The organism is Amphibacillus xylanus NBRC 15112, assembly GCF_000307165.1.
GTDB lineage: Bacteria > Bacillota > Bacilli > Bacillales > Amphibacillaceae > Amphibacillus > Amphibacillus xylanus.
In genome coordinates, this window is the sequence record NC_018704.1 from 2,462,121 (window position 1) to 2,488,024 (window position 25,904).

Here is a 25,904-nt window from a genome sequence, read left to right on the forward strand (position 1 = left end):
AAGGATTAGGGCTTTATCGTCTACGGTTGAACGACTTTTTAATCAAAACGTTAAAGATTATGCGCTTATCATCTACTTTTGCGCTACTATTTGGAGCAAAAGTTATAGTTTAGTGCATTATCATCTGCATTTTAACCACTTTTCAACTCAAACGTTAAAGATTAGTGCCTTATCATTTACTTTTTAACCACTTTTCAACTCAAACTTTAAAGATTTGCGACTTACCATCTACTTTTAACCCACTTTTCAACTCAAACGTTAAAGATTAGTGCCTTATCATCTACTTTTTAACCCACTTTTCAACTCAAACGTTAAAGATTTGCGACTTACCATCTACTTTTTAACCACTTTTCAACTCAAACTTTAAAGATTTGCGAGTTATCATCAACTTTTAACTCATTTTCCCTACCAAACGTTATAGATTAGCACTAACCTTGCAATGTTTTTTAAAAATCATCACGTGCTTGGCGTAATTTGATAAATTGTTCAAGAGTTTCTGCTTGGAGGAGTAGATTTATTTTCTTTTCTCTTCCTATTGTCGATGGTAATGTGGGTTTACCAGTTTTTCTTAACGCTCTCACCTCATCTAACGCGACTAATACGTGCTGATTAGCTGGTTCGATAGATTGAGCAAAGCGTAGATTCGTTTCTGTATATTCATGAGCTGGGTATACACGCACAATGTTATCAAGCTGTTTGAATTTCTGCAGCGACAAAAATTGTGCTTGATAATCGCCGGTAAAAACACGACCAGTTCCAGCTGAAAATAGTGAATCACCACAAAATAGAGCTTCATCGATTAAGTAACTAATATGACCTTCTGTATGGCCTGGTGTGTCCAATACAGTCACTGTTCGCCCAAATAATTTAAACGAATCGCCTTCCTTTAATACATACTGACTTAGAGGTTGAGTTTCCGCAGGTCCATGTACTGGGGTATTAGGATATTCAGCTAAAATTTGCTCGACCCCGCCAGTATGATCATCATGATTATGCGTTAGCAAAATGGCGCTTAAGCTTTTCTGTTCATTATATAGATAATCTAAAACACCCTTTGCCTCACCAGGATCAACGACGACAACCTGTGAATCTTGCTCGACTACCCAAATATAATTATCTTTGAATGCATTGATTGGATGAATGTTCACTTTTATCACTCCTTGGTAATAGTATACAACTTCCTCTATTATCCTTCTATTAAATCGATACCTTATAAGCTCCTAAAGCCAAATAAAAAAATATTACGCTCACGAACCGAATCTGGTTATTCGCATATTGATAACTATATGATGGGAGTTGATAATTTGAGTACATTTAATCCTGAAAAACTTTCTGTTAACTTTATTAATGAAACAACCTTAACCCAACCTGTAATACCAAGGCGTTACACGCTAACACACTCTGATGTTACTGGTGAATTATTTTTGGATATTGGGACCAATTTTGCATGGGAAAAAATTAACCCTACACGTGATGAAGTTTTAGGGGAGTGGAGATTAGATGAGCATTGTTTATGGTTCTTTATCAACATCTATATTGATCAAGGTGAGTTTCCAATTGATGCAGCTCGTAAAAGAAATGAGATCTTCAAACGAGAGCTCCCTACTGCTTTAACTGCAATTAGATATGGTGACAGAGCGTTATTTACTGCACATCCATATCTTGATCATGCACCGATCCTCATTCAATTTAACTCACAACATGACAGTCTTAAAACACTTGAGAATTGGGGAACATTTAAGCATTTCACCGAACCTAATGTTAGATAATTTTTTTATGAAAAATTCACCCATCGTTAGTTGCAAAAGTTCATCATGATACCGGTTCTCGCCTAATCTCAGTTTGCTAATCTGGCATGCTGACAATAACACAGAGCCTAAATCAAGTAATTTTGACTTAGGCTCTCACTCCGTCACACAAATCTATTTAACGACTAACTTTCATCTTCTCTTGAATGTATAAACGATATCATTTCTCTTGCAGCGTAGGAAAGATATTTATCCTTCTTAAATATCCGTTACTTGGTCAATAAACCCCATATTAAGCATTTCATCAGCTTCATCGATTACGAGATAGTTAATTTTCTCAAGGGGTAAAGTGCCTTTACCAATATGGTCTAAAATTCGTCCCGGCGTCCCTACAACGACATGCATCTTCTGATTTAATTCTAATTTTTGTTTTGCAAATGGTTGCTTGCCGTAAATAGCTGTCGCTTTAATTCGTTTGTACCTACCAATGTTAATAAAGTCATCTTTTACTTGAGCAGCAAGCTCTCTAGTCGGTGTTAAAATTAACGCTTGTGGCTTATTCTCTAACCAATCAATTGATTCACAAATAGGAATGGCATATGACGCTGTCTTACCACTGCCTGTTTGTGACTTAACCACTAAATCACGCTTTGCTAACATTAGTGGAATCACTTGACTCTGTACTTCTGTTGGATGGTCATACGCTAACTTAGACAACGAATCAATAATCTCATTACTCAACTCAAATTCTCGAAAGTTTTTCTCATTCATGATTTACCCTCATTCTCTCAGATCTATTCTCGTACAAATACGCTTTCTGAAAAAATAAAAATATGGCTTAGATGTTCTCTTCTCTAAGCCATATTGTAATCAATTTTTATGCATTTTAAATTGTAAAAATAATTCATTGTATAGGCTAAGCATTTCTCTTCCAAGGTTCTCATATACCTCTAGTCGTTCTGTTAACTCAGCTGGCGGATAAAAGCGTTCGTCCCCTACCATCTCTTCTGGTAATAATTCTATAGCTGATTGATTCGGTGTTGAGTAGCTGACATACTCTGTATTTAATGCTGCAATTTCAGGATCAAGCATAAAGTTGATAAATTGGTGGGCGCCCTCGATATTATCGGCCGTTTTAGGTATAACCATATTATCAAACCACAAGTTCGATCCTTCTTCTGGGACGACGTATGTTAACGCCTCATTTTCCCACATAATATCTCTTGCATCACCAGACCAAGCAATTGAAACAGCCGCTTCATTGTTAGCCATAAGCAGCTTGTTCTCGTCACCTACAATCGCTTTAACATTTGGCGTTAATGTGTTGAGTTTTTCCAATGCCTCGTCTAAATGATCGCGATTCGTATCGTTAAGTGAATAGCCTAATGAATTTAGCCCCATTCCAATCACTTCACGAGCTCCATCAATAAGTAAAATCCCGTTTTCTAAATCTGGATCCCACAAATCATTCCAACTTGTAAAGCTTTTGTCTGGTAGTAGTTCAGGGTTAAATAAAATACCGACTGTTCCCCAGAAATACGGGACAGAGTATTTATTACCTTCATCAAAGGGTAAATCCATAAAACGTTCATCAATATGAATTAAATTTGGTAGCTTTTCATGATCTAAAGGAATTAACAGATCTTCCTCCATCATTTTCTCAATCATATATTCTGAAGGGACAGCAATATCATATGTCGTACCACCTTGCTGAATTTTAGTTAGCATCGCTTCATTAGAATCAAACGTCTCATATATAACCGTTATACCCGTTTCCTCTTCAAATTGACTGACCAAATCCATATCAATGTAATCGCCCCAGTTGAAGACAGTCAACGTGTCAGCACCGGAATAGCCCTTCGCTGCATTTAGACGGTTAATAACTAGAAGCAAAAGACTTGAAACTAGCACAATCCCAACAAAAGCAGTCATAATTTTTTTCATCGTCTTAACCCTCCCAATTTAATACCGCCACGTTGGGAAATGAGATAATAGATTCCCACAAGAATGAGGGTAAAGAAGAATAATATTGTTGATAAGGCGTTAATGTGTAATGAAATGCCTTGTCGCGCCATTGAGTAAATTTCAACTGATAGCGTAGAAAAACCGTTACCCGTTACGAAAAATGTAACTGCAAAGTCATCTAGTGAGTACGTTAATGCCATAAAGAAACCAGCAAAAATCCCTGGTGTAATGTAAGGAATAATAACTTTTGTAAATACACCTATTCTCGTCGCTCCTAAATCTCTTGCCGCATCAATTAACGTCGGGTTCATCTCAATCAGCTTCGGAAGAACCATTAATACGACAATTGGAATACAAAAGGCAATGTGTGATAGCAATACCGAGTAGAAACCTAACCTAATACCAGCGATCGTAAATAATATCAAAAACGATGCACCAATAATAACGTCAGGGCTTACCATAAGCACATTATTCAAGCCGATAATTGTACTTTTACTTCTTTTTAGATGGTAAATCCAAATCGCACCAAATGTGCCAATAATTGTAGCAAATAGTGCTGATAACAATGCAATAACAAGCGTGTTCAAAACAATAATTAATAATCGCGTATCACCGAGTAATTCTTTGTACCAATCCAGTGTAAAGCCTTCAAAGCTACTCATCGAACCGCCACTATTAAAGGAGTAAATCACGAGATAAATAATTGGTGCATAAAGAACGAAGATCACAATAGTTAAAAATATCTTAGCTGCTGGTGAAGTTTTTGCTTGCATCTTATGCACCTCGCTTTCTAAATCCAGTAATCCGAATAATAATAAACATAATTAAAATAAGGAATACGGCAATCGTAGACCCCATCCCCCAGTCTTGCGTCACAAGAAAATGCTGCTCAATTGCTGTTCCAAGTGTAATAACACGGTTTCCTGCAATCAATCGCGTTAACATAAATAATGATAGTGCCGGAATAAAGACAACCTGACAACCAATTTTCACCCCTTCAAGTGTCAGCGGGAAAATAACACGTCTAAATGTCGTCCGTCTTGAAGCACCTAAATCGTGTGAAGCATCAATTAATGCTGGGTTTAAGCCATTAATGGCATTAAATATCGGTAAAATCATAAATGGAATGAAATTATAGACCGCGACAAACACAAAACTAAAATCAGTAAACAATAGTTGCCTTGAGCCAATACCAATCCATTCAAGAATATAGTTAGCTGCTCCATACGCACCAAATATCCCGATAAAAGCATAAGCCTTTAACAATAGATTCACCCATGATGGTACGATAATTAATAATAACCATAGCTGCTTATGCTTTGTCTTCGATAAGAAATAAGCAGTTGGATAAGACACAAGCAACGAAATTGCCGTAATAATAAATGCATACCAAAATGAGCTAATCGTTAGCTTTAAATAGACAGGTGTAAAAAAGCGCTGATAATTTATGAGAGAAAACTCACCATGAATATCAAAAAATGAATAGTAGAGTAATAATAAAATCGGTGCTACTACAAATATAAGAACCCATACAGCATAAGGAACCATATACAAGTTACGAATGAATTTATTGTTCAATTTCTTCATCCTCCGTATACTGCTCGATCCGACGATCAAAGTCTTCTTCGCGTTCATTAAAACGCATGACGTGAATATTACCTGCTTCAAAGTCTAAGCCGATCTTGTCACCAACCTGAATTTTCTTAGTTGTATGTACGAGCCACTCATTACCTTCAAGGTCGCGACATTGTGCTTCATAATGAACGCCTCTAAATAGTCTGGAGGTAACAATAACATTCAATTTCCCTTGGCCTTCTGGTTTAACTTCTAAATCCTCTGGACGAATAACAATTTCAACAGGTTCATTTTTATTCATACCGCCGTCGACACAGTCGAATCGCTTACCAGCAAACTCAACGACAAAGTCTTCGATCATCTTTCCTTCAATAATATTCGATTCCCCAATGAAATCCGCTACAAACCGGTTAATTGGCTCGTCATAGATATCAATCGGTGTACCACTTTGTTGAATTTTCCCCTTATTAAGGACAAAAATCTCATCTGACATTGCTAACGCCTCTTCTTGATCATGCGTAACAAAAATAAACGTAATCCCAAGACGACGTTGAATTTCTCGTAATTCATATTGCATCTGTGTACGTAATTTCAAATCTAATGCCGATAAAGGCTCATCAAGTAAGATTACCTCTGGCTCATTCACAATCGCACGGGCAATTGCGACACGTTGTTTTTGACCACCAGAAAGCTCGTTGATTTCCCGATTTTCATAGCCATCTAAGTTCACGAAAGTCAGTGCCTCTTTTACTTTTTGTTTAATGGCTGACTCTTTTAATTTCTTAATTCGCAATCCGAAAGCTACGTTTTCAAATACATTCAAATGTGGGAATAAAGCGTAATCTTGAAACACCGTATTCACCTGACGTTTATGCGCTGGAAGATGATTAATTTTCTTACCGTAGAATAAAATATCTCCTTCTGTCGGCTCAATAAATCCCGCAATTAAACGTAGGATTGTAGTCTTTCCGCAACCTGACGGACCAAGCAGCGTATAAAACTTACCACGTTCAAGTTCAAAACTTACATTATCTATAATTATCGTTTCATCATCAAACTGTTTTGTTACATTACGAAATTGAATAATAGAATCATTTTTCATTTCTATCTCCTTATAATAACGTGTTAAAATACAAAGCTATTATACAGTTATTTTATACAAAATAGTATATTTATTTAACAAATATTTTGCTTGTATTAGTAGTATGCAAAAAGCTACTAAATAACCGAATAGATAGCGTTTGTATTGTATTAAGTTCACCGCTAATTCAGTAAATACCTGCTTTGTTTACTATTTTGTTGAGGTTCTTACAGTAAGGCATTTTCGCACGAAAAAAAAAGAGGCTATACATTGTTGTATACCCTCTTTTACTAAATTAATTAAAGTTATAATTGGTAACTATTTTATCTCTTCCTGATATAAGATCATGATAGTATTCGTAAAGGCTGATGCCTAAATAAGATCCTGAAATATTATATACATGGTCATAGCCTAAGTGAGTTAATGCCATCACCATATTATAGCTTCGTTGACCAGAACGGCAATGAATATAAACAGGTCGATCTTTAGGTATTTCATCTAATCTGTCTCTAAATTCACTTAAAGGAATATTAATTGCATTTTTTAAATGACCTGCATTAAATTCATGCGCTTCTCGAGCATCAATGATAAACGCATCACTTTCGACTAATTCTCTCACCTCAGATACCTTCACTTCTTTGTATCTACCATGTAATAAATTTAGGCCAACTAATGCAGCATGATTTACGACGTCTTTAGCTGTACCTAGCATAGGTGAGTATGTTAATTCTAAATCTTTTAAGTCTTCTAACGTACCGTTCATCGTAATCATTGTTGCCACAACGTCAATTCGTTTATCTACATTTCCTTTCCCAATCGCTTGTGCCCCTAAAATTCGGCCTGTTGGATATTCATAGATTAACTTAAAATGCAGTGTATGACTATCTGGCATTAAGCCGACTTTATCTTGTGGCATAATATAAACATAATCATACTTAATGCCTGCTTGCTCAGCTGTTTTAGCATTCAATCCTGTAGAAGCAGCATTCAATTCAAAAACATGAATTGAAGATGAACCGATCACACCATTATTACGAATCGGCATGCCATACATATGATCAGCTGCCGCTCTAGCTTGCTTTTGGGCTGGACCAGCTAAAGGTAATCGAGTTGGTTTTTGTAACAAGCGATGATAGACTTCAATTGCGTCACCTACTGCATAAATATGTTTATCACTTGTTAAATAGTTAGAGTCAACTTTAATTGCATTCGTCTCACCAATCTCAAGGCCAGCATCCTTCGCTAGGTCTGTTTCTGGTTGAACACCAATAGCTAAAACGACTGCTTGCGCTTCAATTTTCCTACCCGAGTTAGTAATGATACATTGTTCTGAAATCTCTGCTAATCCATCATTTAATACGAGTTCAACGCCTTGATCAATTAGTTCCTTATGAAGTATCTGCGCCATATCAGCATCAAATGGTGCCAGCACCTGATTAGCAAACTCAACTAACGTCACATTGTAGCCAGCAAGTCTCAGATTTTCAGCAACTTCAACACCAATAAAGCCCCCACCCACTACCGCAATATCCTTGATACCATTGTATTTGATATATGCATTTAGTCTCTCAATATCGACAACGTTCCGTACTGTAAAAACATGATCACGATTTACGCCTGTTAAATTTGGTCGAATCGGTTTAGCACCAGGTGAAAGAACCAATTTGTCATAACTTTCTTCATACGTTTGATCTGTCAGATAATCTTTAACAGTAACAGTTTTCGCATCTCGATTAATTTTAATGACTTCTTGATTAACTCTTGCTTCAATATTGTAGCGTTTTTTAAAAGTCTCTGGTGATGATAACACAAGCTTTTCACTGTCTTCTATTATCCCACTCAAATGATAAGGTAATGAGCAATTTGAAAAGGATACATGAGGCCCTTTCTCAAACATAATAATTTCTGCACGCTCATCTAATCTTCTTACCCGCGCAGCTACAGATGCTCCCCCAGCAACTCCACCAACAATTAGTACTTTTCTCGTCATAGCTAGCCCTCCTATTCTACTTTACCCGGCCATGCCATCATGCCGCCATTTACATTTGTAACATGATAACCGTGATGAGATAAAAATTCACAAGCACGTGCACTTCTACCGCCTGATTGACAGACGATATAGTAGTGACTATTTTTATTCAGTTCACCCAATTCGTGCGCAATTCTACTTAACGCCAAATGCTTTGCACCAGGTATCTTCCCTGTTGACACTTCAAAGTCCTCTCTAACATCAATAATCTGCACAGGCTCACCACGGTTCATTTTTTCTTGAAGATCTTTAGCCATTATCGTTTTCATTCTAATTTCACTCCTTGATTTTCTTATTTTGTAACATGACTGTCAAACTTCTTAATTACCCATAGGGGTATAATTTTTTGTGAAAAATTAGTCGTTACGCTTAACGACAGAAATTACATTATAATCTCATTGTATATAGGTATATTTTATACCCCATATGGTATATTGTCAATTCATATGCTCCAAAACAAAAATTGTAGAACCAAAAAAAAGCAATCGGATAGTATCCGACTGCTTTACTCCATAAACTGACTACGGTATAAGTCTGCGTAAGTTCCATTTTGTTTTAGTAATTGTTTATGATTACCTTGCTCAACAATATGTCCCTTATCCATCACTAAAATCACATCGGCATCAACAATTGTTGATAATCTGTGGGCAATAACAAAGTTAGTCCGACCATTCATCAAATTCGTCATTGCACTTTGGATCATCCGCTCTGTACGCGTATCAACAGAAGAAGTTGCTTCATCTAAAATTAATATATCTGGATCACTGACAAAGGCACGCGCAATAGTAATTAATTGACGCTGACCTTGTGACAAGTTATTACCCTCTTCATTAATTTCAGTCCCATAGCCATCTGGTAACGATGAAATAAAGTGATGCGCATAAGCTTTTTTAGCCGCTTCAATGACTTCTTCTTTAGTTGCATTAAGATTCCCGTAGCGTATATTATCATAGATTGTACCTTGAATTAGCCACGTATCCTGTAAAACCATGCCGAAAAACGAACGAAGATTCTCTCTTGTAACTGTCCGAATATCAGTTCCATTAATCAGAATTTGACCAGACGATACATCATAAAAGCGCATGAGTAAATTTATGATTGTTGATTTCCCTGCACCAGTATGACCTACAATGGCGACCGTTTCATTCTTCCCAACACTTAAATTAAGATTTTTAATGACAGGCTTATCTTTCTCATAAGCAAAATTAACCTGATCAAAGATAATCGATTGAATCGGTGCATGAATTTGATTCGTATCATTTTCAGTTTCTTCTGGCGCATCAAGGAATTTAAAGACACGTTCTGCTGAAGCGAGAGTTTCCTGCAGCTGGTTCGCCATCTCAGCAATAATTTCAATTGGACGTCGAATATTTTGTGAATATTGCAGGAAGGCAAGGACATCCCCAATCAAAATACTTCTTGAGATAACAAGCACACCACCGATAATGGCAATCGTTACATAGGCAAGGTTACCGATGAATGTCATAACCGGCAACAGCACACCTGCCATAAAACTTGCTCGCCAAGAAACTTCATAAAGGTGGTCATTAATTTTTCTAAAATCCTCATCTGATTGCTCTTCATAACTAAATGCCTTAATTAAATCTGTTCCAGTAAAGTTTTCCTCAACAAAACCAACCATTCGCCCTAAACCACTTGATTTTTCTTGGAAAAAGTGACGCGAACGACTTGTAATAAATTTTGTTGCTAAGAAACTTAAAGGTACCGTGAGTAAGAACGCAACTGATAAGATCCAGCTAATCTTTAACATCATAATTAAGATCCCAGACACTAGCATCAGACTACCAAATATCTGACTGACACTTACCTGAATGTTATGACCAACCTTATCAATGTCATTTGTCATCCGACTAATCAAATCTCCAGTTGACTGATTATCAAAATATTTGAGTGGCACTTTCTTAATTTTCTTAGACACTTCTGTACGCATATCTCTAATCAATCGTTGTGATAAGTAGACGAGTGTTCGTTCCTTAACGATATCTGCCACTGCTAATACGAGATACATGCCAATTAATAATAAAACAATCTTCAAAATTCGCTCAAGATCAACAGGAATTTGATCGCGAAATGCAATTTGCAAATGGTTAAGAATTCTTCCTAATATAACGGGTGTAAATACTTGAATGATCGTGACTATTACAGTGAACACAAGTGAAATGATCAAAATGAGCTTGTAGTTACTTAAATAGCTGAGCAGACGCTTTAATGTACCTTGTTTATGCTTTTGATTCATCTGTGCTCACCTCCTCTTCTCCCTGTGAGAGAGCAATTTCACGATACACAGGGTTATGAGCTAATAAGTCATCATGACTTCCGTAGCCTTTTACTTCTCCATCTTCTAAGACTAGAATTTTATCAGCATGACGAATCGTTGCAACACGCTGAGCGACGATAATTGTCATCACACCTTCTAATCGATCCTCAAGCGCTTGTCTAATCTCATAATCCGTTCGGTAATCTAAAGCAGAAAATGAATCGTCAAAGATATACACATTGGCATCACGTGCTAAAGCCCTCGAAATTGCTAAGCGTTGTCTTTGTCCACCAGAGAAGTTAGCACCACCACGAACGACCTTTGAATCTAGTGGATTATCATTAGGTAAAAATTCTCGTGCCTTAGCTACAGTTAAATCCTCAATAATCTTTTCGTCCGTAATGTCAGGATTACTATACTGCATATTACCGCGAACTGATTCTGAGAAAAAGAAGTTCTGCTGTGGGACATAGCTCAAACGCTGACGGACATCATCTGTGTTAATCTCATTAATTGGGATTCCATTAATCAGCAGGTCACCCTCCGTCGGTTCATAAAACTGCATCAGTAATTTTAAAAATGTTGATTTACCTGAGCCCGTACCACCGATAATCCCAAGTACCTCCCCTGCTTTTAAAGAAAAATTAATCTTTGATAACGCAGGTAAGTTAGCACCTGGATAATAAAACGTTAGATCTTTTGCTTCAATTGCATACATGGATTCATTCAATCGTGTTGTTCCACCTACTTTTCGTGATGGATAATCAATGACTTCCTTAACTCTTGAAATTGATGTAGATGTCCGCGGAATAATCGTCAGCATACGTGACATCATGACGAGTCCAGTCATGACTTGAGCAGTATACTGAATAAACGCCATAAGTTCCCCAATATTCATCGTGCCATCGACAATAAATTTCGCACCGAAATAGACTGCAATAACTGTTGTCACACTAACAACAAAAGCTAAAATAGGCTGCACCGTGCTCATCGTATTATTAATCCGTGTCGATAATTGGTAGTATTGATTATTAGCTTGATCAAAGGTTGCTTCCTCTTCTTCATCTCTAGAAAAAGCACGAACCACTTTTAATCCAGTTAATCGTTGACGTAGTAATAAGTTAACCCGATCTAAAGCCTTTTGTAATTGCGGGAAAAATGGAATTACCACTCTAATAACAAAATAAATCAGCACAAAAATAATTGGCATACTAATTAACACGATTGCGGTTAAACGTCGATGTGTTAAATATGCCATCACTAAACCACCAACAAATTGAAGTGGCGCTCGTAAAATTGGTCGCATCATGAGTAGAACAAATTGTTCAATGTGCCCCACATCATTAGTCGTCCGTGTTATTAAAGATGAAATCCCTAACGTCTCTGTTTCATCAAAAGTCATATGGTTTACTTTATTAAAAATCCTTTTACGTAGATCTCGTGAAAAAGCCATCGCTGCTTTTGCAGAGAAAAATGATGCTGAACCACGTACTAAAATCGTCAGGAGTGTCACAATCAACATGATTCCACCAATTTTAAGTACATACTGAACATCTTCTACCGCTATCCCGTTATCTACGATTAATGATAGTAACCGGGGTAAGTACAGTTCACCAATTGTATTACCCAATGTCAGGAAAAATACAATTGCGAGTAGCCCTTTATATTTTTTTAAGTCTTGAAAAACACTCATGCTTGCTCCCCTTTTCGATCGTTCTCTTAAAATAGTTTAACATAATTCGCTATAAGTCGACATTTTTTAAATTAAAAAACACAAGTTATTAGCCTGGTGTTTATTGGCTAATTAACTTGTGCATTAAATCATTTAAAAAGGGGATAACTAATCTATTTTAAAAAATTAATCTTCTATAGATTTGTACTCTACTGCCAAACCCTTTTGAACACCTGGTCTGTCTGCAATCCGTTTGGCCCACTCTAAGACATGAGTATATTCATCCATATTTAAGAATTGATAAGAACCTTCATATAATTTACCTAAAGCTAAACGGCCATACCAAGACCAAATTGCAATATCGGCTATTGTGTACGCATCACCAGCAATATATGCTCGATCAGCCAAGACTTTATCAAGTAAATCAAGCTGACGCTTCGTTTCCATTGTAAAACGATCAATTGGATATTTCATCGGTTCTGGTGCATAAGCAAAAAAGTGACCAAAACCTCCACCTACATAAGGACCTGCGCCTATTTGCCAGAATAACCAATTAAGCGTTTCTGTCCGGCCATGAACATCTGTTGGAATGAGCTTATTAAATTTCTCAGCTAAATATAATAGAATTGACCCTGATTCAAAGATTTCCACCCTTGGACTTTGACCTTGATCAACGAGAGCCGGTATCTTGGAATTAGGATTGATTTTAACAAAATCTGAACCGAATTGATCGCCTTGCCCAATATTAATTGTATAGACATCATAGTCTGCACCATCAACACCTAACTCTTTTAATTCTTCCAGCATAATCGTCACCTTAATACCATTCGGTGTTCCTAGAGAATAGAGTTGAAAAGGCTTGTCTCCAACGGGTAATTTTTGCTCAAAACGTTCGCCGGCAGTCGGACGATTCCCACTTCTATTTGAGTTTTCATCTTCCCACTGCCACACATCTGGTAGTTCATATTTTGCCATCGTAACACTCCTCCTAAGATTAGTTCTTATCTTCATTCTACTATTTAAGTTTGGATATGCCCATTTGTTTGCTTAGTTACCTAACTTTAACCGGATTTAATAAGTCATCTTGTTTAAGTTTCTCATGAAAATTTAATTTTATAATGTCGATAATTCTCTTTGATGTATCACCAGTTCCAAATGGATTTTTAATTTCAGTCATTTTTTTATACTCAGAGGAATCTACAATCAATTTGCGACATGCTTTATAAATAGCTTTTGGTGATGTTCCAACTAACTTTAGCGTACCCGCTTCAACTCCTTCTGGTCGTTCGGTTGTATCCCTTGCAACTAATACTGGTTTCCCTAATGATGGTGCTTCTTCCTGAATTCCACCAGAATCAGTAATGACTAAATAAGCATGCTTCATAACATGAACAAAAGTTTCATAATCGAGTGGTTCAATCAAATGAACCCGATCTTTATTTCGATATGATCGAATCGCTTGGTCACGAACGAGTGGATTTTTATGAACTGGGAAGATGACTTGTATATTCGGGTGATCTTCAACTAAGTGATTGACCGCTTCATAGATACTTTGTAGATCATCTAAGTTTTCTCGTCTATGCGTGGTCAACAATATCGTCTTTAGAGAATTAGATAGAATATCGTCTAGCTCCCGACTCAATTCTTGCTGTCTCGAAGCTACCTGAAGCAGAGCATCAATCACAGTATTGCCTACTACATAAATAGAGTCTTCTTTAATATTTTCCTTTAACAAATATGCTTTGTTTCTTTCAGTTGGTGCGAAGTGGTAGCTGGCAATTTTGCTCACCATCTGGCGGTTTATCTCTTCAGGGAATGGTGAAAACTTATTATATGTTCGCAATCCAGCCTCCACATGTCCTACCGGTACTTGCTTGAGAAATGCTGCATAAGCACCGATAAATGTTGTCATCGTATCACCATGGACAAGTACTAAATCTGGTTTTTCCTTCGTTATAATTTCTGATAATTCCGACATCATAACACCTACTAATTCTTCTACACGTCGTCCCACCTGCATTAAATTAAGATCGTAATCAGGCTCGATATCAAAAAGACACAAAACTTGATCAAGCATCTCTCTATGCTGGGCTGTATTAACAACGACACACTGAATCTCTTCTTCCTGTTTTAATGCATTTATAAGTGGAGCCATTTTTATCCCTTCAGGACGAGTCCCAAAGATCACCATAATTTTAAGCATTGAACCACCTCCTCTATTACCGAATTATGCTGAGTGTGTTTTTTGTTCTAATTGTTTAAATCGCTGCGTTTTATACCATTTTACTTCCTGATTAAATAATACGCGTTTTAACTCAATAAACGCGGCATACACGACTAGAAAAATCCACATTTGTGAATAAGTAAAATACATCAATAAGATAATAAAGAAGTTTTTTGTTGTAAGTTGTTTTCGTTCAATACTCAGCGCTAAACAAATTTCCGTCACAAAAAGTAAAAAACCGGTAATTAGTAATACATATGAGACATAGCCAATCGATAGCTCTAAATCATAAAACAGATTAACGATGAAAATCACATGAGAAATTATAACCCCAGAAAAAAATAAAAAGTAAGTAAACAAAAAGTAAAATATATCAATGATCACCTTTTTATGCTTTAACTTGTGAATGCTAAATAAATATTTCATAACAACATATTCATTCCCACGCGCCCAACGCGTTCTTTGTCGCCACCAGACCCGTATATTCTCTGGTTCCTGTTCCCACGTAATCGCTTCAGGGAAAAAGCGAATATAATAACCAAGGTTATAGACACGAATACTTAATTCTGTATCCTCTGATAGTGCCTTTTCATCCCAGCCACCAAGTTCATCTAATATCGATTTACGAATAACAAAGTTCGTTCCAGGAATTGTTGTCATCTTAAACCAGAACCACCGGCCTGCTTGAGCAAGCCACTGAAAAGCCAATGTTTCAATATTAATTAACCGCGTTAACAAATTGCGATTTGCATTAATGACACGGAACTTTCCTACAATGGCACCCGCCTGTTTATCTACCATTAACCCAAGAGCTAAATTACGGATTGCTTCAGGCTCTGGTGTATTATCAGCGTCATAGACAGCAACTATTTCCCCAGTCGCATCCTTTAATCCATGATTTAATGCACCTGACTTCCCCTTTCCCCCATGTGGCGGTCTAATATGAATCGCTCTAATAAATGGATATTCTTGAGCGTAGCTATTAATAATCTGGCCTGTTAGATCACTAGAATTATCATTAATCACGAGTACTTCTAGTTTTTCCTTTGGGTAATCAAGACGAATCATTGATTGCATCGTTTGTTCAATTACCATTTCTTCATTATGGGCAGGGATTAGAATCGTAACCTTAGGGTAATCTTCGATTGGCAGGTTAAGTTCTCGCTTAAAGTTTCGATACTTTAATGCATGAAAATATCCCCCCAGCATTAGAAATGCATGGTAAAGCAGCATTGCCCAAATGAGTAATAGCGCTAGATAGATTAATAGATCTGCCAAGAGATTCACCCCTCTAATAGTTTATTTCTATTAACTAAATAAAAAGCACAAATAATAAATGTTATTACTGCAATCGAGCTTAATCCTGCAATTATCCAAGCAAGATAATGAACAAATTCACCAATGTAATAAACAATGGCTTCGAAGGATGAAAGTAGAACTTTATATCGGCCATACTCTGATATAATTACTCCATCTCTCGTATAGATTGAGACATTTTCACCCTTTACCCATACATCCAGCTCTTTTAAATTTATCCACGACATATTTGGCAATTTTTCTAATTCTGATAGTAACTCCCGAAATCCTTCTGCGCCTAAATAAGGATGATAAAAGGCTGCAAACATCCCATCGCGAACGAGCCCTAATCTTTCCGTTTGATCGATCATCCTTTGAATCGGCTCCTCTAAGTCAGGTTGAACATAGCCCATCGTTTCAGGAAGCAGCTGCATATTATGAAAAAATGAAGGAGAAGTGATATACGGAGCAGTGTCCATGATCTCCCAGTCTTGATCACTCAGTTGGGCTTGCCCGACATAAGTAGAGAAGTAATCAGCTAAAATCTGATAACCATGTTGTGACATTGTATAATGCGGCGCTTCAAACGCCAACGGATACAAACCATATTTCGTTAACTCATCAATTCCATCATTGATTTTTGCTTCTGTATATGATTTTTCAAATGCTTGTAAATCGTCAATGTAAATGTCATACGCTTTTTGTGAAGGGAAATCTTGCTCTGTCTTCAGGGTGATTTCCCGTTCTGCTGGAGCATAAATTGGTGAATTATTCTCCACATCCCAAAACTCAAAACCCTCACCCGTTTCTGAAGCTCTAAACTGGTGAGTATACCCATGAAGCACAATACTTCCTCCATCTCTTTGAATCTGCCTCAATACTTTTAATAGCTTCGGAGAATCAGCAAAAGTATATCTTCGGTCTGTAATGGGATTCGTATAAATCGGTATAACAGCAACCATATAGGGAATATTCTTTTCCTTTAAAATGCTAGCAATCTCTTTAAGTGGTTCCGGATCAACTAATGGATGAACGTCTTCCAAACGAATATATCCCGTATATGCATGCTCATGATCAACCTGGAAAACATCATGTAATAATTCAGCGAATAGCGTAGATTGTCTTGAATCAATATAATCAAATGCATAATAATAATTGCGCTCATGCCTTACCATCACAGGATAGTTGATATTTTCACTCTTCATGAGACCGCTCATCAGAATTTCAGACCCTTGATCGGGTTCTACTTCAACAATTGACGACTCACTAATATCCAAAATCTTATTCGTTCCTATAATCGAAATTTGATCGATATTAATCTCATGTCTAGTATCAATAAAATTAAACCGTTGGCCCAGCTTTTCTGTATTGTAACCAATTGCTACAAAGGTACCATCAAATCCATCAAGTGCTGGTAAAAACGTTGTTGGTAAATACGTAGATAACTGACCAAAATAGAATAAATGCGTTACAGATTGCAAATCACTCTTTCTCACATCATCACTACTCACAAAGCGAATATCAGAAGTAAAGTGACCAATTAGTAAATCTAAATAACGTTGATCGGGTCCTAATTCACCATCCTTTGTTGTATAAATCACCAGTACCTTCGGCTCACCTTCTAACTCCTCAGCTCGGATTGTATCATTTGATATAATTATGAAGAGCATTATCCAAACAGCTAAGTGCATTATTTTTAAATACTTTAATAATCGCACATTTAGATTCTCCTTTTTTAATAGGTTATCGAAAATAAATCTTTCATATATAAGAACATATGTGACAGATCAGGATAAATAACTTTAAAGATTTAAATGTAGCTAAAAACTTTAAAGAAATGCCATAAACCAGTGCTTTGAACGTTCCAGGACCTAATAACTAATAATTAAAAACCAGCAATTATAATGATAAGTATTTTGATAAAAATAATTCGCTACTATAGTTTGGCATCACTCTATTACTTTGGAATACTTTAGAAAATATTTCTTTAAAACGTCCTCTGTTGGTAAATTTAACGGAGAAAAACTAGTTTCATTAGGATCTTGCCCAAGTGTGACGACCCACCAGTAGATGCCTTCTACCAACGGCTTCCACACGTTATATGTTGCTTCATAATAGATTGCTTGTGTTTGTGGATCATAATTTCCATTAGGAAAACTCCATACGTAAGGTGTTCGATATACCCCCTCATATGGAAGGATCCCCACCTCCGTAATGACAATCGGATAATCAGATAAAGCTTCTTTTAGCTGGACAATCTGCCTATGCCATTCCTCTGTTAACATATCGACAGATGCATGATCTGGCACATTTAACGGAAAATATGCATCGATCCCAACCTGATCAAGATGTTTGACAAACTCAAGCGACGGGATTTCCAATACTGTGTCGTAATTAAAGGAATACAGCAATTTCCCATGATAAACTTGACGTACACTTTCGATCAGCTCAATCCACCGATCTTGATATCTACTTTGCATAGAATTGAACTCCGTACCTATATTTAATGATTCCGCTTTACTTGACTCTGCTAATTGGGCATAAGTGATAATGATCGATTGATAACTATCAAACCAACTGTCTGGATCACTTGGTTTGATTTGTCCGCGCCATAAACCATCAGCCATAAAAACTTGTTCATCTAAAATGGGCCGTATCATAACACCAAGGTCATATTCTTGAGCAATAACGATTACATCATAAAGTTCCTCAACTGTGGGTGTGTATTCTGGACTAGTCGTCACCTGATTTGCCTGCCAATCTGATTGATATAACGGAAAATTTAATGACACACTGTTAATACCTAAATTCCGCAAATCCTCAAAAGTGTCTCTAACCTCGTTCAGATCGGGATGTCCGTAAATCAATATATTCATGCCCGCTTCAAATTCATGACTTGTATATTTTAGTGGCACCATTTTATCAACTCTCTCTACTTCTATTATTGGTAATAACGCCACTTCTAAAAGCTCACTTTTAGGCATGACTAAGAAAACCTCTTTCTCCATACAAATTATTGATAGAAAGATGATGACAATTAATATACACATGATTAGCTTCGACTTTAACATTCTGCCGCACCTCTAAGAATGGATTTGCGATTCTACCATTTACAATGAATCAAGAAGAAAAGTCCTATTAATCTTCTTATGCAAGACAATTAGATTTGTTGCGTATTTTTATCGATTTACAAAAAAACAGCTATCTCTCTCATAATTAAATGAGAAAAATAGCTGTTTCATGATGTGACTACTGTTACAAATCAGTTGTCAATTTTATTAAGTTAATTGTTGATATAGTTGTTGACTAGAGGCATTGAGCCCTTGAATATGAACTGTCGCTCCATTTTGCTCTAACTTTTGCTTTACTTTGATAACAGCACTTACTGCTGACTCGTCCCAGATGTGACTTTCAGTAAAATCAATCATAATATCTTTAGCTTCGACATCATCAAATGCTTTAGCAAATTTAGTTGTTGAAGCAAAGAACAATGGACCTCTCACATGGAAGTGATTATCTTCTCGATTAACTAATACTTTTGATGATTTCGCAACAAATATTAACGAGCTTAAAATCACACCTAATACAACACCTACCGCTAGGTTATTAGTAAATAAAATAATCGCAACAGTTGCTAACATAACAAATGATTCAGACTTAGGTGCCTGTTTGATGAATTTAAATGAGCTCCAGTTAAAAGTGGTAGCACTAACCATTATCATAATTCCTACGAGAACCGGCATTGGGATGATCGCAACGACATCCCCTAACACTAAAATTAAAAACATCAGAAAGACGCCCGCAGTAAATGTAGAAAGTCTACCTCTACCACCAGATTTCACGTTAATAACAGACTGACCGATAAGCGCACAACCTGCCATTCCTCCTAGTAAGCCTGTAAAGATGTTAGCAATCCCTTGTCCTCTTGCTTCCTTATTTTTATTACTTGGTGTCTGCGTCATCTCATCAAGCACCTGTGAGGTAAGTAGTGACTCTAACAAGCCAACAACAGCAAGCGCTAGTGAATAAGGTAAAATTATTTTCAACGTCTCCAACGTTAGTGGTACATCCGGAAATAGGAAGGTTGGTAATGTATCTGGCATTGTTCCTAAATCACCAATCGTCTGCATATTCACGCCACTAATTAGCGCAATAATCGTCATCACAACGATAGCAACGAGTGGAGCTGGAACAGCCTTAATCATACGTGGAATAAGGTATACGAGAATTAGCGTAGCAATGGCAAAGATATAAGTTGCGGCATTACCACCAACTAGATAAGGCATTTGTGCGAGGAAAATCATAATTCCTAAAGCATTTAAAAAGCCAAGCATTACCGAATTTGGGATAAAGCGCATCAAATTCGCAACACCAAAGATTCCTAAAATAATTTGAATAATTCCTGTTAAAATCGTTGCAGCTAATAAATATTGGACACCGTGATTTGCAACTAAGCTGACAATGACTAATGCCATTGCCCCCGTTGAAGCTGAGATCATTGCAGGCCTTCCGCCAGCAAACGAAATGACAACAGCCATAACAAAAGATGCATAAAGTGCAACACGTGGATCGACCCCTGCAATAAAAGAAAATGCTAATGCTTCAGGAATCAGTGCTAGTCCCACTACAATCCCTGCCAGTAGGTCTGCTCGAACATTCCCGAACCATTCTTGTTTAATTGTATGCATTTAATACTCCTTTCAATAGTTGATAACCAGAACCAGTGTAACATGTTTTGTCGAATTGAGATAGAAAATTAGCTGGTTGATTGATTGGATGAATTAAAGTAACTTCTCTCTTTTATAAAAATAAAACCCCCTAAACGTAAATCCCATGTTTAAGAGGTTCATACTGAAAGACTTTTTTAGCATCAAGATCAAGTTTGAACAATTTTATATTTCCTGTGCCATTTCTTCGATAACTTCTGCGCCTTCAGTTAAATGCTGAATCGATCGTGAAATTTCCTCGATTGACGTTGTCTGATTCGTTGAGATTTGAACAGTATTCTTTATAATACTTGCAACATTCTCGACCTTCTGATTTAAATCTTCGAGTAGCTGTTGAATTTCGATAACAGAATTGGCACTTTCATTTGCCAATCTAGTAATTTCCTTTGCTACTACACTAAATCCACGTCCATGCTCACCCGAACGAGCCGCTTCAATTCCAGCATTAAACCCTAATACACGTGTATTTTTCGCGACGCCATCAATCATTTCTAAAATTTTTGAAGTTGATTCAACTTGTTCACGCATATCATTTTGGGCTTCAGCCAATTGCTCCATATATTGACTAAATTCAGATGCAGAACCAGCTAACTCCTCCGTCGATGCTGAGATCTCTTGAGATGAAGCAGCAAATTTTTCAGCAACTCCTTTTAGCTTTTGTTGTCTGTTCGTGCTCTTACTTGCAGCAATCGCACCAACTACTTCCCCTGTCTCACCGACGATTGGTACCATTACAGCTGTAAAAGGGACACCATAAAGGTTTTCAGGTATATCCATTGCCACTCTTTGATTTCCTTGTATCGCATTTATAATCGGCTCACCATTTTCTAAAATACGTCCTTCTGAACTAGATACAGGTATATCTTCAGATAGAAGGTGTTTAAGTACTTTTTCACAGTCTGTTACCGTGACGTCGACGTCTTCACTAAATAAAGCTTTAATTGTCGATGCATTGTTTAAGAAAAATTGTAATGTATTATCTATTTCTTTATTATTTTCTATGTTCATAAACGCTTCCCCCTTTTCATTTTAATTATATATTTCCATGGTAAAAAGGAAACATTTTAAGTAAACATTTTATACAAATAAGTTAACCATTTCACAAAGTTGTCAATTGTATTTTTATTGGATAATCAAAAGCACTTACTTGATTAAATGCATAAAAAATAGCGAGCAAATTAAGATTGCTCGCTTTATTTTTTACTGTTCTAAGATGATTGATTACGATTAACCTATCTGTCTTATATCGTTTCTCAAATTACTGAGTTGAATAGACTTTAACGTTCTTGCTCTCTTAAATACACCTTTAACTAGCTTTACTGTTTGATAAGCTGCCTCAACATCAAGCGTTTCATATTTCATATGTTCATTGTTGTAGCCAACTGATAAATTTACACTCTCGATACCATGCTTAGCCCAAACTCCTGTATCACTACTACCACCACTCGTTACTTGCCAATCAGCTAGACCTTCTTCACGCGCAACATCTTCAAAAAACTCACCGTACCACGCATTACAAAACGGTATAAATTCTCCACACGATGTCACAATATCCCCAGTTCCACGTCTGTCAAGGACAATTGCTGCATCTGTTCCCCACAGGAAGTAATCTTCAACGTGTCTTGCACCTACTAATCCAATTTCCTCTTCAACAGTGAAGATATATTTTACTTTGCCACTAAACGTTGAGCAAGCTAGAGATTTTGCAAGTTGTAGAATAATTGCGATTCCTGCGCGATCATCCGCCCCAAGAATACCCTCACTACTTGACCAGATTTGATTATCTTTAATGACTTCACGGTTTTCAGTAATTTCACTTGCAATATCAAGATGTGCATTCAGTAAGATTGTTGGTCCGGTTCCACCGCGATAAGTTTTCTCAGCTAAAATATTCCCATATTTATCAACCGTAATATAATCAACTAAAGGTGTAAGCTTTTCTACGACTACTTGACGAATCTTACCTTCATTTCTGCTTGCCCCTGGAATAACAAGTAGCTCCTCTAATGTTTTAAAGAAGAGTTGTTTTTTTATCGTTTCTTCACCTTGAGAAAGCCACGCGACTTCAATAGTACTCAATTGTTCAGCAACCAGAGGTAATTGTCGACGATCTAGACGGAAGCTGATGCGTGGTGACCTTTCACGACAAATACGCACTTTATCCAATCCTATCGCATTGAATAGCTGTTCTAATTGGTCGAATTTCACATTTTTCGAAAGACCAATCGAAGGTAAAGATCTATCATGGCCATCACAAGAGATATCCGTATAGAAACCTAATCGATTCAACTGACGTACGACACCACTAATGAACGTATCTAGCTCTCTTATTTTTAGTTCTTGCTCACCAGGTTTAAACCAAAAACCTGTTCTACCACGATGTTGAAAATCAATTGCCTTAAGCCACTCTTGTTCAACAACTGGCTCGTCAAAAACAGTTAACAGTTGATTATCTAATTGATATGCTACACCTAACTTTTCTAAAGTCTCCACTAAAAAGCTTATATTATCTTCCGTTTCCCCCTGACAGTTAAATTGATTCCTTTCTTGCTCAGCTAAATTCCAACCATAACGAATAAATAATTGATTCCATGTTTTCATTTCGTCATCCCCTTTTGATTTGATATTTAAAGTATACAAATCATGGAATGACACCCCTGTCACACCGACAATAAGAATGATGTATCCGTACGGTGAATGATTATATATGGAATCTTATGATTAAAATAGTAGGTTGGGTTGTTGTTAATCGTTTTATTTTCTATAATTGTTTCCTCAATTCCTACATCTCTAATTTTCTCTCTTATTCTACGTATATTCTGCCTATATGTGGCGTTGAGGATTTCATTTCTTTTTATATTTATCGTTATAATTGGCTCAAAGACATGTTTGTGAGCTGGACGGTCTTCTGTTGTATGTAACAGGAAATATCGTAATAATTCTGCTTGATTACCTAATAGCTGAACAGATCTTCCCTTATAAATCAAACTGTTTTCTCGATCAGCAAAATATAAGATTAAGTGGTTGGAACGTTCATAATGATCAATTATTTCCTCGGATTTTTCTTTTGAACAGCTAAACGAATCTTCTTGCTTAACAACAGTAAATGCATTTTCCTCTAAATGATTATCAATTCCATCAATAATTGCCAAATAAGATGATTGCTCTAGGTTTGGAATTAATTCAATGCTACTATCTTGCTTAAGCTCTTGTAGGGTTTCATTTGCGCTTTCTGCAATTTTAAATGCACTATTCATTAAGTAAAGCTGCGTATTATATAGTTGTTGGTTTGTTAAGCAGTATTTTTTGTTTTTATAAGTTTCGTTTAATGTATTGGCATTTGTAAAATAATTAAGCGATTGAGCATATTTCCCTTCTTTATAGCTTAAGAATCCTAGCCGATAGTGAACAATCGGAATTTTTCGATCATATTTTAAAGCTCTATTCAATGCCGTTTTTGCAGAATGATCGTCTTTCCTATAGACAGTTTTTAAATATGTTCCATAATCAATGCATATTCTGATTATCTTTTTCCTAACGTATTCTATCTCTTCAGCACTCATCTTTAATCTCTGTAATTCTCTCAATATAGACTCATAAATGTTAATTAGATGATAATAGCCTCTATTTTCTTCTTTTTCTAATAGCTCTAGTTCCTTCTCCTCTAAATCATACAGTTCTTCAATTGATTTCTCACTTAAACGCATCATGCCACGCCTCCGATCGAATAATTTATAATCATATTTTTCAAGATACGATGATGTGTTTATTCCATTGTATGTATATTCCCATTATATAATTTGTCAGTCTTAGATTGCTATAAATTATTAATTTAAGTAAAAAGTAAATAAAAAAAGAGCGGATTGATTAATTTTTTCAATCCACTCTTTATCCTAATTTAGTGACTTTTCACGTACTTTCCATATAATTAATCCAACCATAAAACCAACCAGTGCGGGAACAACCCAACCAAAGCCATCAGCAAATCCTGGCAAATACGTCTCCGCAAAGTTAATCAGCTTAATCATCACCGCATTTTCCTTTACTGAATCGGGGAATGCATTTATAAAGTCAAAAAATGCTGCAAATATCGTCAGACCTGTTGTCCAGCGATAGACAATTTTTTGCTTATGAATTAACGGTGATAGTAAAGATAAGATAATCAACGTAATCGCCAATGGATAAAGGAACATTAACACCGGAACTGATAACTGAATAATTGTATCTAAGCCAAAGTTGGCAATCACAAAAGATACAAGCGTAAAAACAACCGCATAATTATTGTAAGATATCGAGCGCGGGAACAATTCACTAAACATTTGCGCACACGATGTAATCAAACCTATTGCCGTTTTCAAACAAGCAAAAAACACAATGGCTGCTAACAATATTTGTCCGACAAAACCAAAGTAATGCGCACTAACCATTGATAAGATAATACCGCCATTAGCACCACTCTTTACACTACCAAGGCTCGTTGCACCCATATAAGCTAGTGAGGCATAAATAATACCCATACCTAATAAACAAACTACGCCAGATTTCAGTGTCTCAACTGCTTTCCTTTTCGGATCATGTACGCCAAGCTTTTCAATATTGGAAATGATCACAATTGCAAAGGCAAGTGATGCTAAAGCATCCATTGTGTGATAACCATCAAGGATCCCTTTAAATAAAGGACGTGCAACGTATTTTCCTTGAGGTGCAAACTGACTCGCCTCTCCCATTGGGCTAATGAACGTCGCAATAATTAAAACAGATAAGAGCACTAAGAATATAGGCGTTAAATATTTTCCGATCCAATCTAGAATTCGACCAGGTTTAAATGAGAAATAAAGCGTTAAGCTAAAAAAGATTAACGAATAGACTAGTAAGCCGATTCGAAGATAGTCAGCACCGATAAAATCAGCAAGGCCTACCTCAAAAGCAACTGTAGCCGTACGAGGAATCGCAAACAACGGACCAATTGTTAAATACAAAGCACAAGTAAATAGTACAGAATATTTTTTATTGACAGGTTCCGCCATATCATATAGACTTTCGCTTCTCGAAAGCGCTGAAGCGATTACCCCTAATACTGGAAGTCCAACTCCTGTAATTAAAAAACCAATCGTAGCTGGTAAGGTATTAGCACCTGCTAATTGACCCATATGAACAGGGAAGATTAAATTCCCCGCACCAAAAAACAAGCCGAACAGTAGTGAGCCAATTAACAAATTAGCTTGAAAATTAAGTTTTTTATCCATCATAAGTCTCCTTGAAATAGCAATGGTGTATTGGAATAGATTATATCATAGATATATTATTTC

General features: G+C 36.5%; 20 protein-coding genes and 1 pseudogene. 1 reads left to right on the top strand and 20 read right to left on the bottom strand.

Annotation, left to right across the window (positions count from 1 at the left end; genetic code table 11):
• Positions 1 to 446: 446 nt before the first annotated feature.
• Positions 447 to 1,148 carry a hydroxyacylglutathione hydrolase gene (gene gloB / locus AXY_RS11675; protein WP_015011031.1) on the bottom strand — a complete coding sequence of 234 codons (702 nt, stop codon included), beginning with the start codon at positions 1,146 to 1,148 and terminating at the stop codon, positions 447 to 449.
• Between the two features lie 156 nt (positions 1,149 to 1,304).
• Between gloB and AXY_RS11680 the strand changes: the two genes are divergently transcribed.
• Positions 1,305 to 1,769 carry a staygreen family protein gene (locus AXY_RS11680; RefSeq protein WP_015011032.1) on the top strand — a complete coding sequence of 155 codons (465 nt, stop codon included), beginning with the start codon at positions 1,305 to 1,307 and terminating at the stop codon, positions 1,767 to 1,769.
• Between the two features lie 240 nt (positions 1,770 to 2,009).
• On the opposite strand, the pseudogene AXY_RS11685 reads toward AXY_RS11680, so the two are convergent.
• The 19 genes and pseudogenes from AXY_RS11685 to brnQ form a co-directional block, all read right to left on the bottom strand.
• Positions 2,010 to 2,519 (bottom strand): annotated as a pseudogene (locus tag AXY_RS11685) (DEAD/DEAH box helicase); the annotation flags it as partial.
• 99 nt (positions 2,520 to 2,618) lie between these two features.
• On the bottom strand, positions 2,619 to 3,692 hold the full coding sequence (locus AXY_RS11690) for an ABC transporter substrate-binding protein (protein WP_015011034.1): 1,074 nt from the start codon (positions 3,690 to 3,692) through the stop codon (positions 2,619 to 2,621).
• Positions 3,689 to 4,486: an ABC transporter permease gene (locus tag AXY_RS11695; protein WP_015011035.1), complete on the bottom strand. Its 798-nt coding sequence runs from the start codon at positions 4,484 to 4,486 to the stop codon at positions 3,689 to 3,691. Before AXY_RS11695 ends, AXY_RS11690 begins: the two co-directional genes overlap by 4 nt.
• 1 nt (position 4,487) lies before the next feature.
• Positions 4,488 to 5,291: an ABC transporter permease gene (locus AXY_RS11700; RefSeq protein WP_041450197.1), complete on the bottom strand. Its 804-nt coding sequence runs from the start codon at positions 5,289 to 5,291 to the stop codon at positions 4,488 to 4,490.
• Positions 5,281 to 6,390 (bottom strand): ABC transporter ATP-binding protein, encoded by a 1,110-nt coding sequence (locus tag AXY_RS11705; RefSeq protein ID WP_015011037.1) that lies wholly within the window; start codon positions 6,388 to 6,390, stop codon positions 5,281 to 5,283. Before AXY_RS11705 ends, AXY_RS11700 begins: the two co-directional genes overlap by 11 nt.
• 274 nt (positions 6,391 to 6,664) lie before the next feature.
• Positions 6,665 to 8,359 carry an FAD-dependent oxidoreductase gene (locus tag AXY_RS11710; RefSeq protein ID WP_015011038.1) on the bottom strand — a complete coding sequence of 565 codons (1,695 nt, stop codon included), beginning with the start codon at positions 8,357 to 8,359 and terminating at the stop codon, positions 6,665 to 6,667.
• 11 nt (positions 8,360 to 8,370) lie between these two features.
• Positions 8,371 to 8,667 (bottom strand): rhodanese-like domain-containing protein, encoded by a 297-nt coding sequence (locus AXY_RS11715; protein WP_015011039.1) that lies wholly within the window; start codon positions 8,665 to 8,667, stop codon positions 8,371 to 8,373.
• 236 nt (positions 8,668 to 8,903) lie between these two features.
• Complete coding sequence (locus AXY_RS11720) at positions 8,904 to 10,655, bottom strand: ABC transporter ATP-binding protein (RefSeq protein ID WP_015011040.1); 1,752 nt, start codon at positions 10,653 to 10,655, stop codon at positions 8,904 to 8,906.
• Positions 10,639 to 12,369 (bottom strand): ABC transporter ATP-binding protein, encoded by a 1,731-nt coding sequence (locus AXY_RS11725; protein WP_015011041.1) that lies wholly within the window; start codon positions 12,367 to 12,369, stop codon positions 10,639 to 10,641. The genes AXY_RS11720 and AXY_RS11725 overlap by 17 nt, the downstream gene beginning before the upstream one ends.
• Before the next feature lie 165 nt (positions 12,370 to 12,534).
• Positions 12,535 to 13,323 carry a glutathione-dependent disulfide-bond oxidoreductase gene (yghU, locus tag AXY_RS11730; RefSeq protein ID WP_015011042.1) on the bottom strand — a complete coding sequence of 263 codons (789 nt, stop codon included), beginning with the start codon at positions 13,321 to 13,323 and terminating at the stop codon, positions 12,535 to 12,537.
• A gap of 76 nt (positions 13,324 to 13,399) precedes the next feature.
• Positions 13,400 to 14,551: a non-hydrolyzing UDP-N-acetylglucosamine 2-epimerase gene (wecB, locus tag AXY_RS11735; RefSeq protein WP_015011043.1), complete on the bottom strand. Its 1,152-nt coding sequence runs from the start codon at positions 14,549 to 14,551 to the stop codon at positions 13,400 to 13,402.
• A 24-nt stretch (positions 14,552 to 14,575) separates the two neighbouring features.
• Entirely contained in the window at positions 14,576 to 15,850 is a 1,275-nt protein-coding gene (locus AXY_RS11740) for a glycosyltransferase family 2 protein (RefSeq protein WP_015011044.1), read from the bottom strand.
• A 5-nt stretch (positions 15,851 to 15,855) separates the two neighbouring features.
• Positions 15,856 to 17,586, bottom strand: coding sequence for a DUF2334 domain-containing protein (locus AXY_RS11745; protein WP_015011045.1), 1,731 nt, complete (start codon positions 17,584 to 17,586; stop codon positions 15,856 to 15,858).
• 231 nt (positions 17,587 to 17,817) lie between these two features.
• Positions 17,818 to 18,939: a glycoside hydrolase family 113 gene (locus tag AXY_RS11750; protein WP_015011046.1), complete on the bottom strand. Its 1,122-nt coding sequence runs from the start codon at positions 18,937 to 18,939 to the stop codon at positions 17,818 to 17,820.
• Between the two features lie 207 nt (positions 18,940 to 19,146).
• Positions 19,147 to 20,556, bottom strand: coding sequence for a SulP family inorganic anion transporter (locus AXY_RS11755; protein WP_015011047.1), 1,410 nt, complete (start codon positions 20,554 to 20,556; stop codon positions 19,147 to 19,149).
• Positions 20,557 to 20,760: 204 nt separating this feature from the next.
• Entirely contained in the window at positions 20,761 to 21,603 is an 843-nt protein-coding gene (locus tag AXY_RS11760) for a methyl-accepting chemotaxis protein (RefSeq protein ID WP_015011048.1), read from the bottom strand.
• A 219-nt stretch (positions 21,604 to 21,822) separates the two neighbouring features.
• Positions 21,823 to 23,196: a M28 family peptidase gene (locus AXY_RS11765; protein WP_015011049.1), complete on the bottom strand. Its 1,374-nt coding sequence runs from the start codon at positions 23,194 to 23,196 to the stop codon at positions 21,823 to 21,825.
• A gap of 59 nt (positions 23,197 to 23,255) precedes the next feature.
• Positions 23,256 to 24,305, bottom strand: a complete 1,050-nt coding sequence (locus AXY_RS11770; RefSeq protein ID WP_015011050.1) for a hypothetical protein — start codon at positions 24,303 to 24,305, stop codon at positions 23,256 to 23,258.
• Between the two features lie 183 nt (positions 24,306 to 24,488).
• The gene (gene brnQ, locus AXY_RS11775; protein WP_015011051.1) at positions 24,489 to 25,841 is read right to left on the bottom strand and encodes a branched-chain amino acid transport system II carrier protein; all 1,353 of its coding nucleotides are present in this window, start codon (positions 25,839 to 25,841) and stop codon (positions 24,489 to 24,491) included.
• Positions 25,842 to 25,904 lie beyond the last annotated feature (63 nt).

Coding starts and splice junctions, on each gene's coding strand:
- AXY_RS11690 (WP_015011034.1), bottom strand. CDS start 3,692: ATGAAAAAAATTATGACTGCTTTTGTTGGGATTGTGCTAGTTTCAAGT.
- AXY_RS11695 (WP_015011035.1), bottom strand. CDS start 4,486: ATGCAAGCAAAAACTTCACCAGCAGCTAAGATATTTTTAACTATTGTG.
- AXY_RS11705 (WP_015011037.1), bottom strand. CDS start 6,390: ATGAAAAATGATTCTATTATTCAATTTCGTAATGTAACAAAACAGTTT.
- AXY_RS11710 (WP_015011038.1), bottom strand. CDS start 8,359: ATGACGAGAAAAGTACTAATTGTTGGTGGAGTTGCTGGGGGAGCATCT.
- AXY_RS11715 (WP_015011039.1), bottom strand. CDS start 8,667: ATGAAAACGATAATGGCTAAAGATCTTCAAGAAAAAATGAACCGTGGT.
- AXY_RS11720 (WP_015011040.1), bottom strand. CDS start 10,655: ATGAATCAAAAGCATAAACAAGGTACATTAAAGCGTCTGCTCAGCTAT.
- AXY_RS11725 (WP_015011041.1), bottom strand. CDS start 12,369: ATGAGTGTTTTTCAAGACTTAAAAAAATATAAAGGGCTACTCGCAATT.
- yghU (WP_015011042.1), bottom strand. CDS start 13,323: ATGGCAAAATATGAACTACCAGATGTGTGGCAGTGGGAAGATGAAAAC.
- wecB (WP_015011043.1), bottom strand. CDS start 14,551: ATGCTTAAAATTATGGTGATCTTTGGGACTCGTCCTGAAGGGATAAAA.
- AXY_RS11750 (WP_015011046.1), bottom strand. CDS start 18,939: ATGTTAAAGTCGAAGCTAATCATGTGTATATTAATTGTCATCATCTTT.
- AXY_RS11755 (WP_015011047.1), bottom strand. CDS start 20,556: ATGCATACAATTAAACAAGAATGGTTCGGGAATGTTCGAGCAGACCTA.
- AXY_RS11760 (WP_015011048.1), bottom strand. CDS start 21,603: ATGAACATAGAAAATAATAAAGAAATAGATAATACATTACAATTTTTC.
- AXY_RS11765 (WP_015011049.1), bottom strand. CDS start 23,196: ATGAAAACATGGAATCAATTATTTATTCGTTATGGTTGGAATTTAGCT.
- AXY_RS11770 (WP_015011050.1), bottom strand. CDS start 24,305: ATGATGCGTTTAAGTGAGAAATCAATTGAAGAACTGTATGATTTAGAG.
- brnQ (WP_015011051.1), bottom strand. CDS start 25,841: ATGGATAAAAAACTTAATTTTCAAGCTAATTTGTTAATTGGCTCACTA.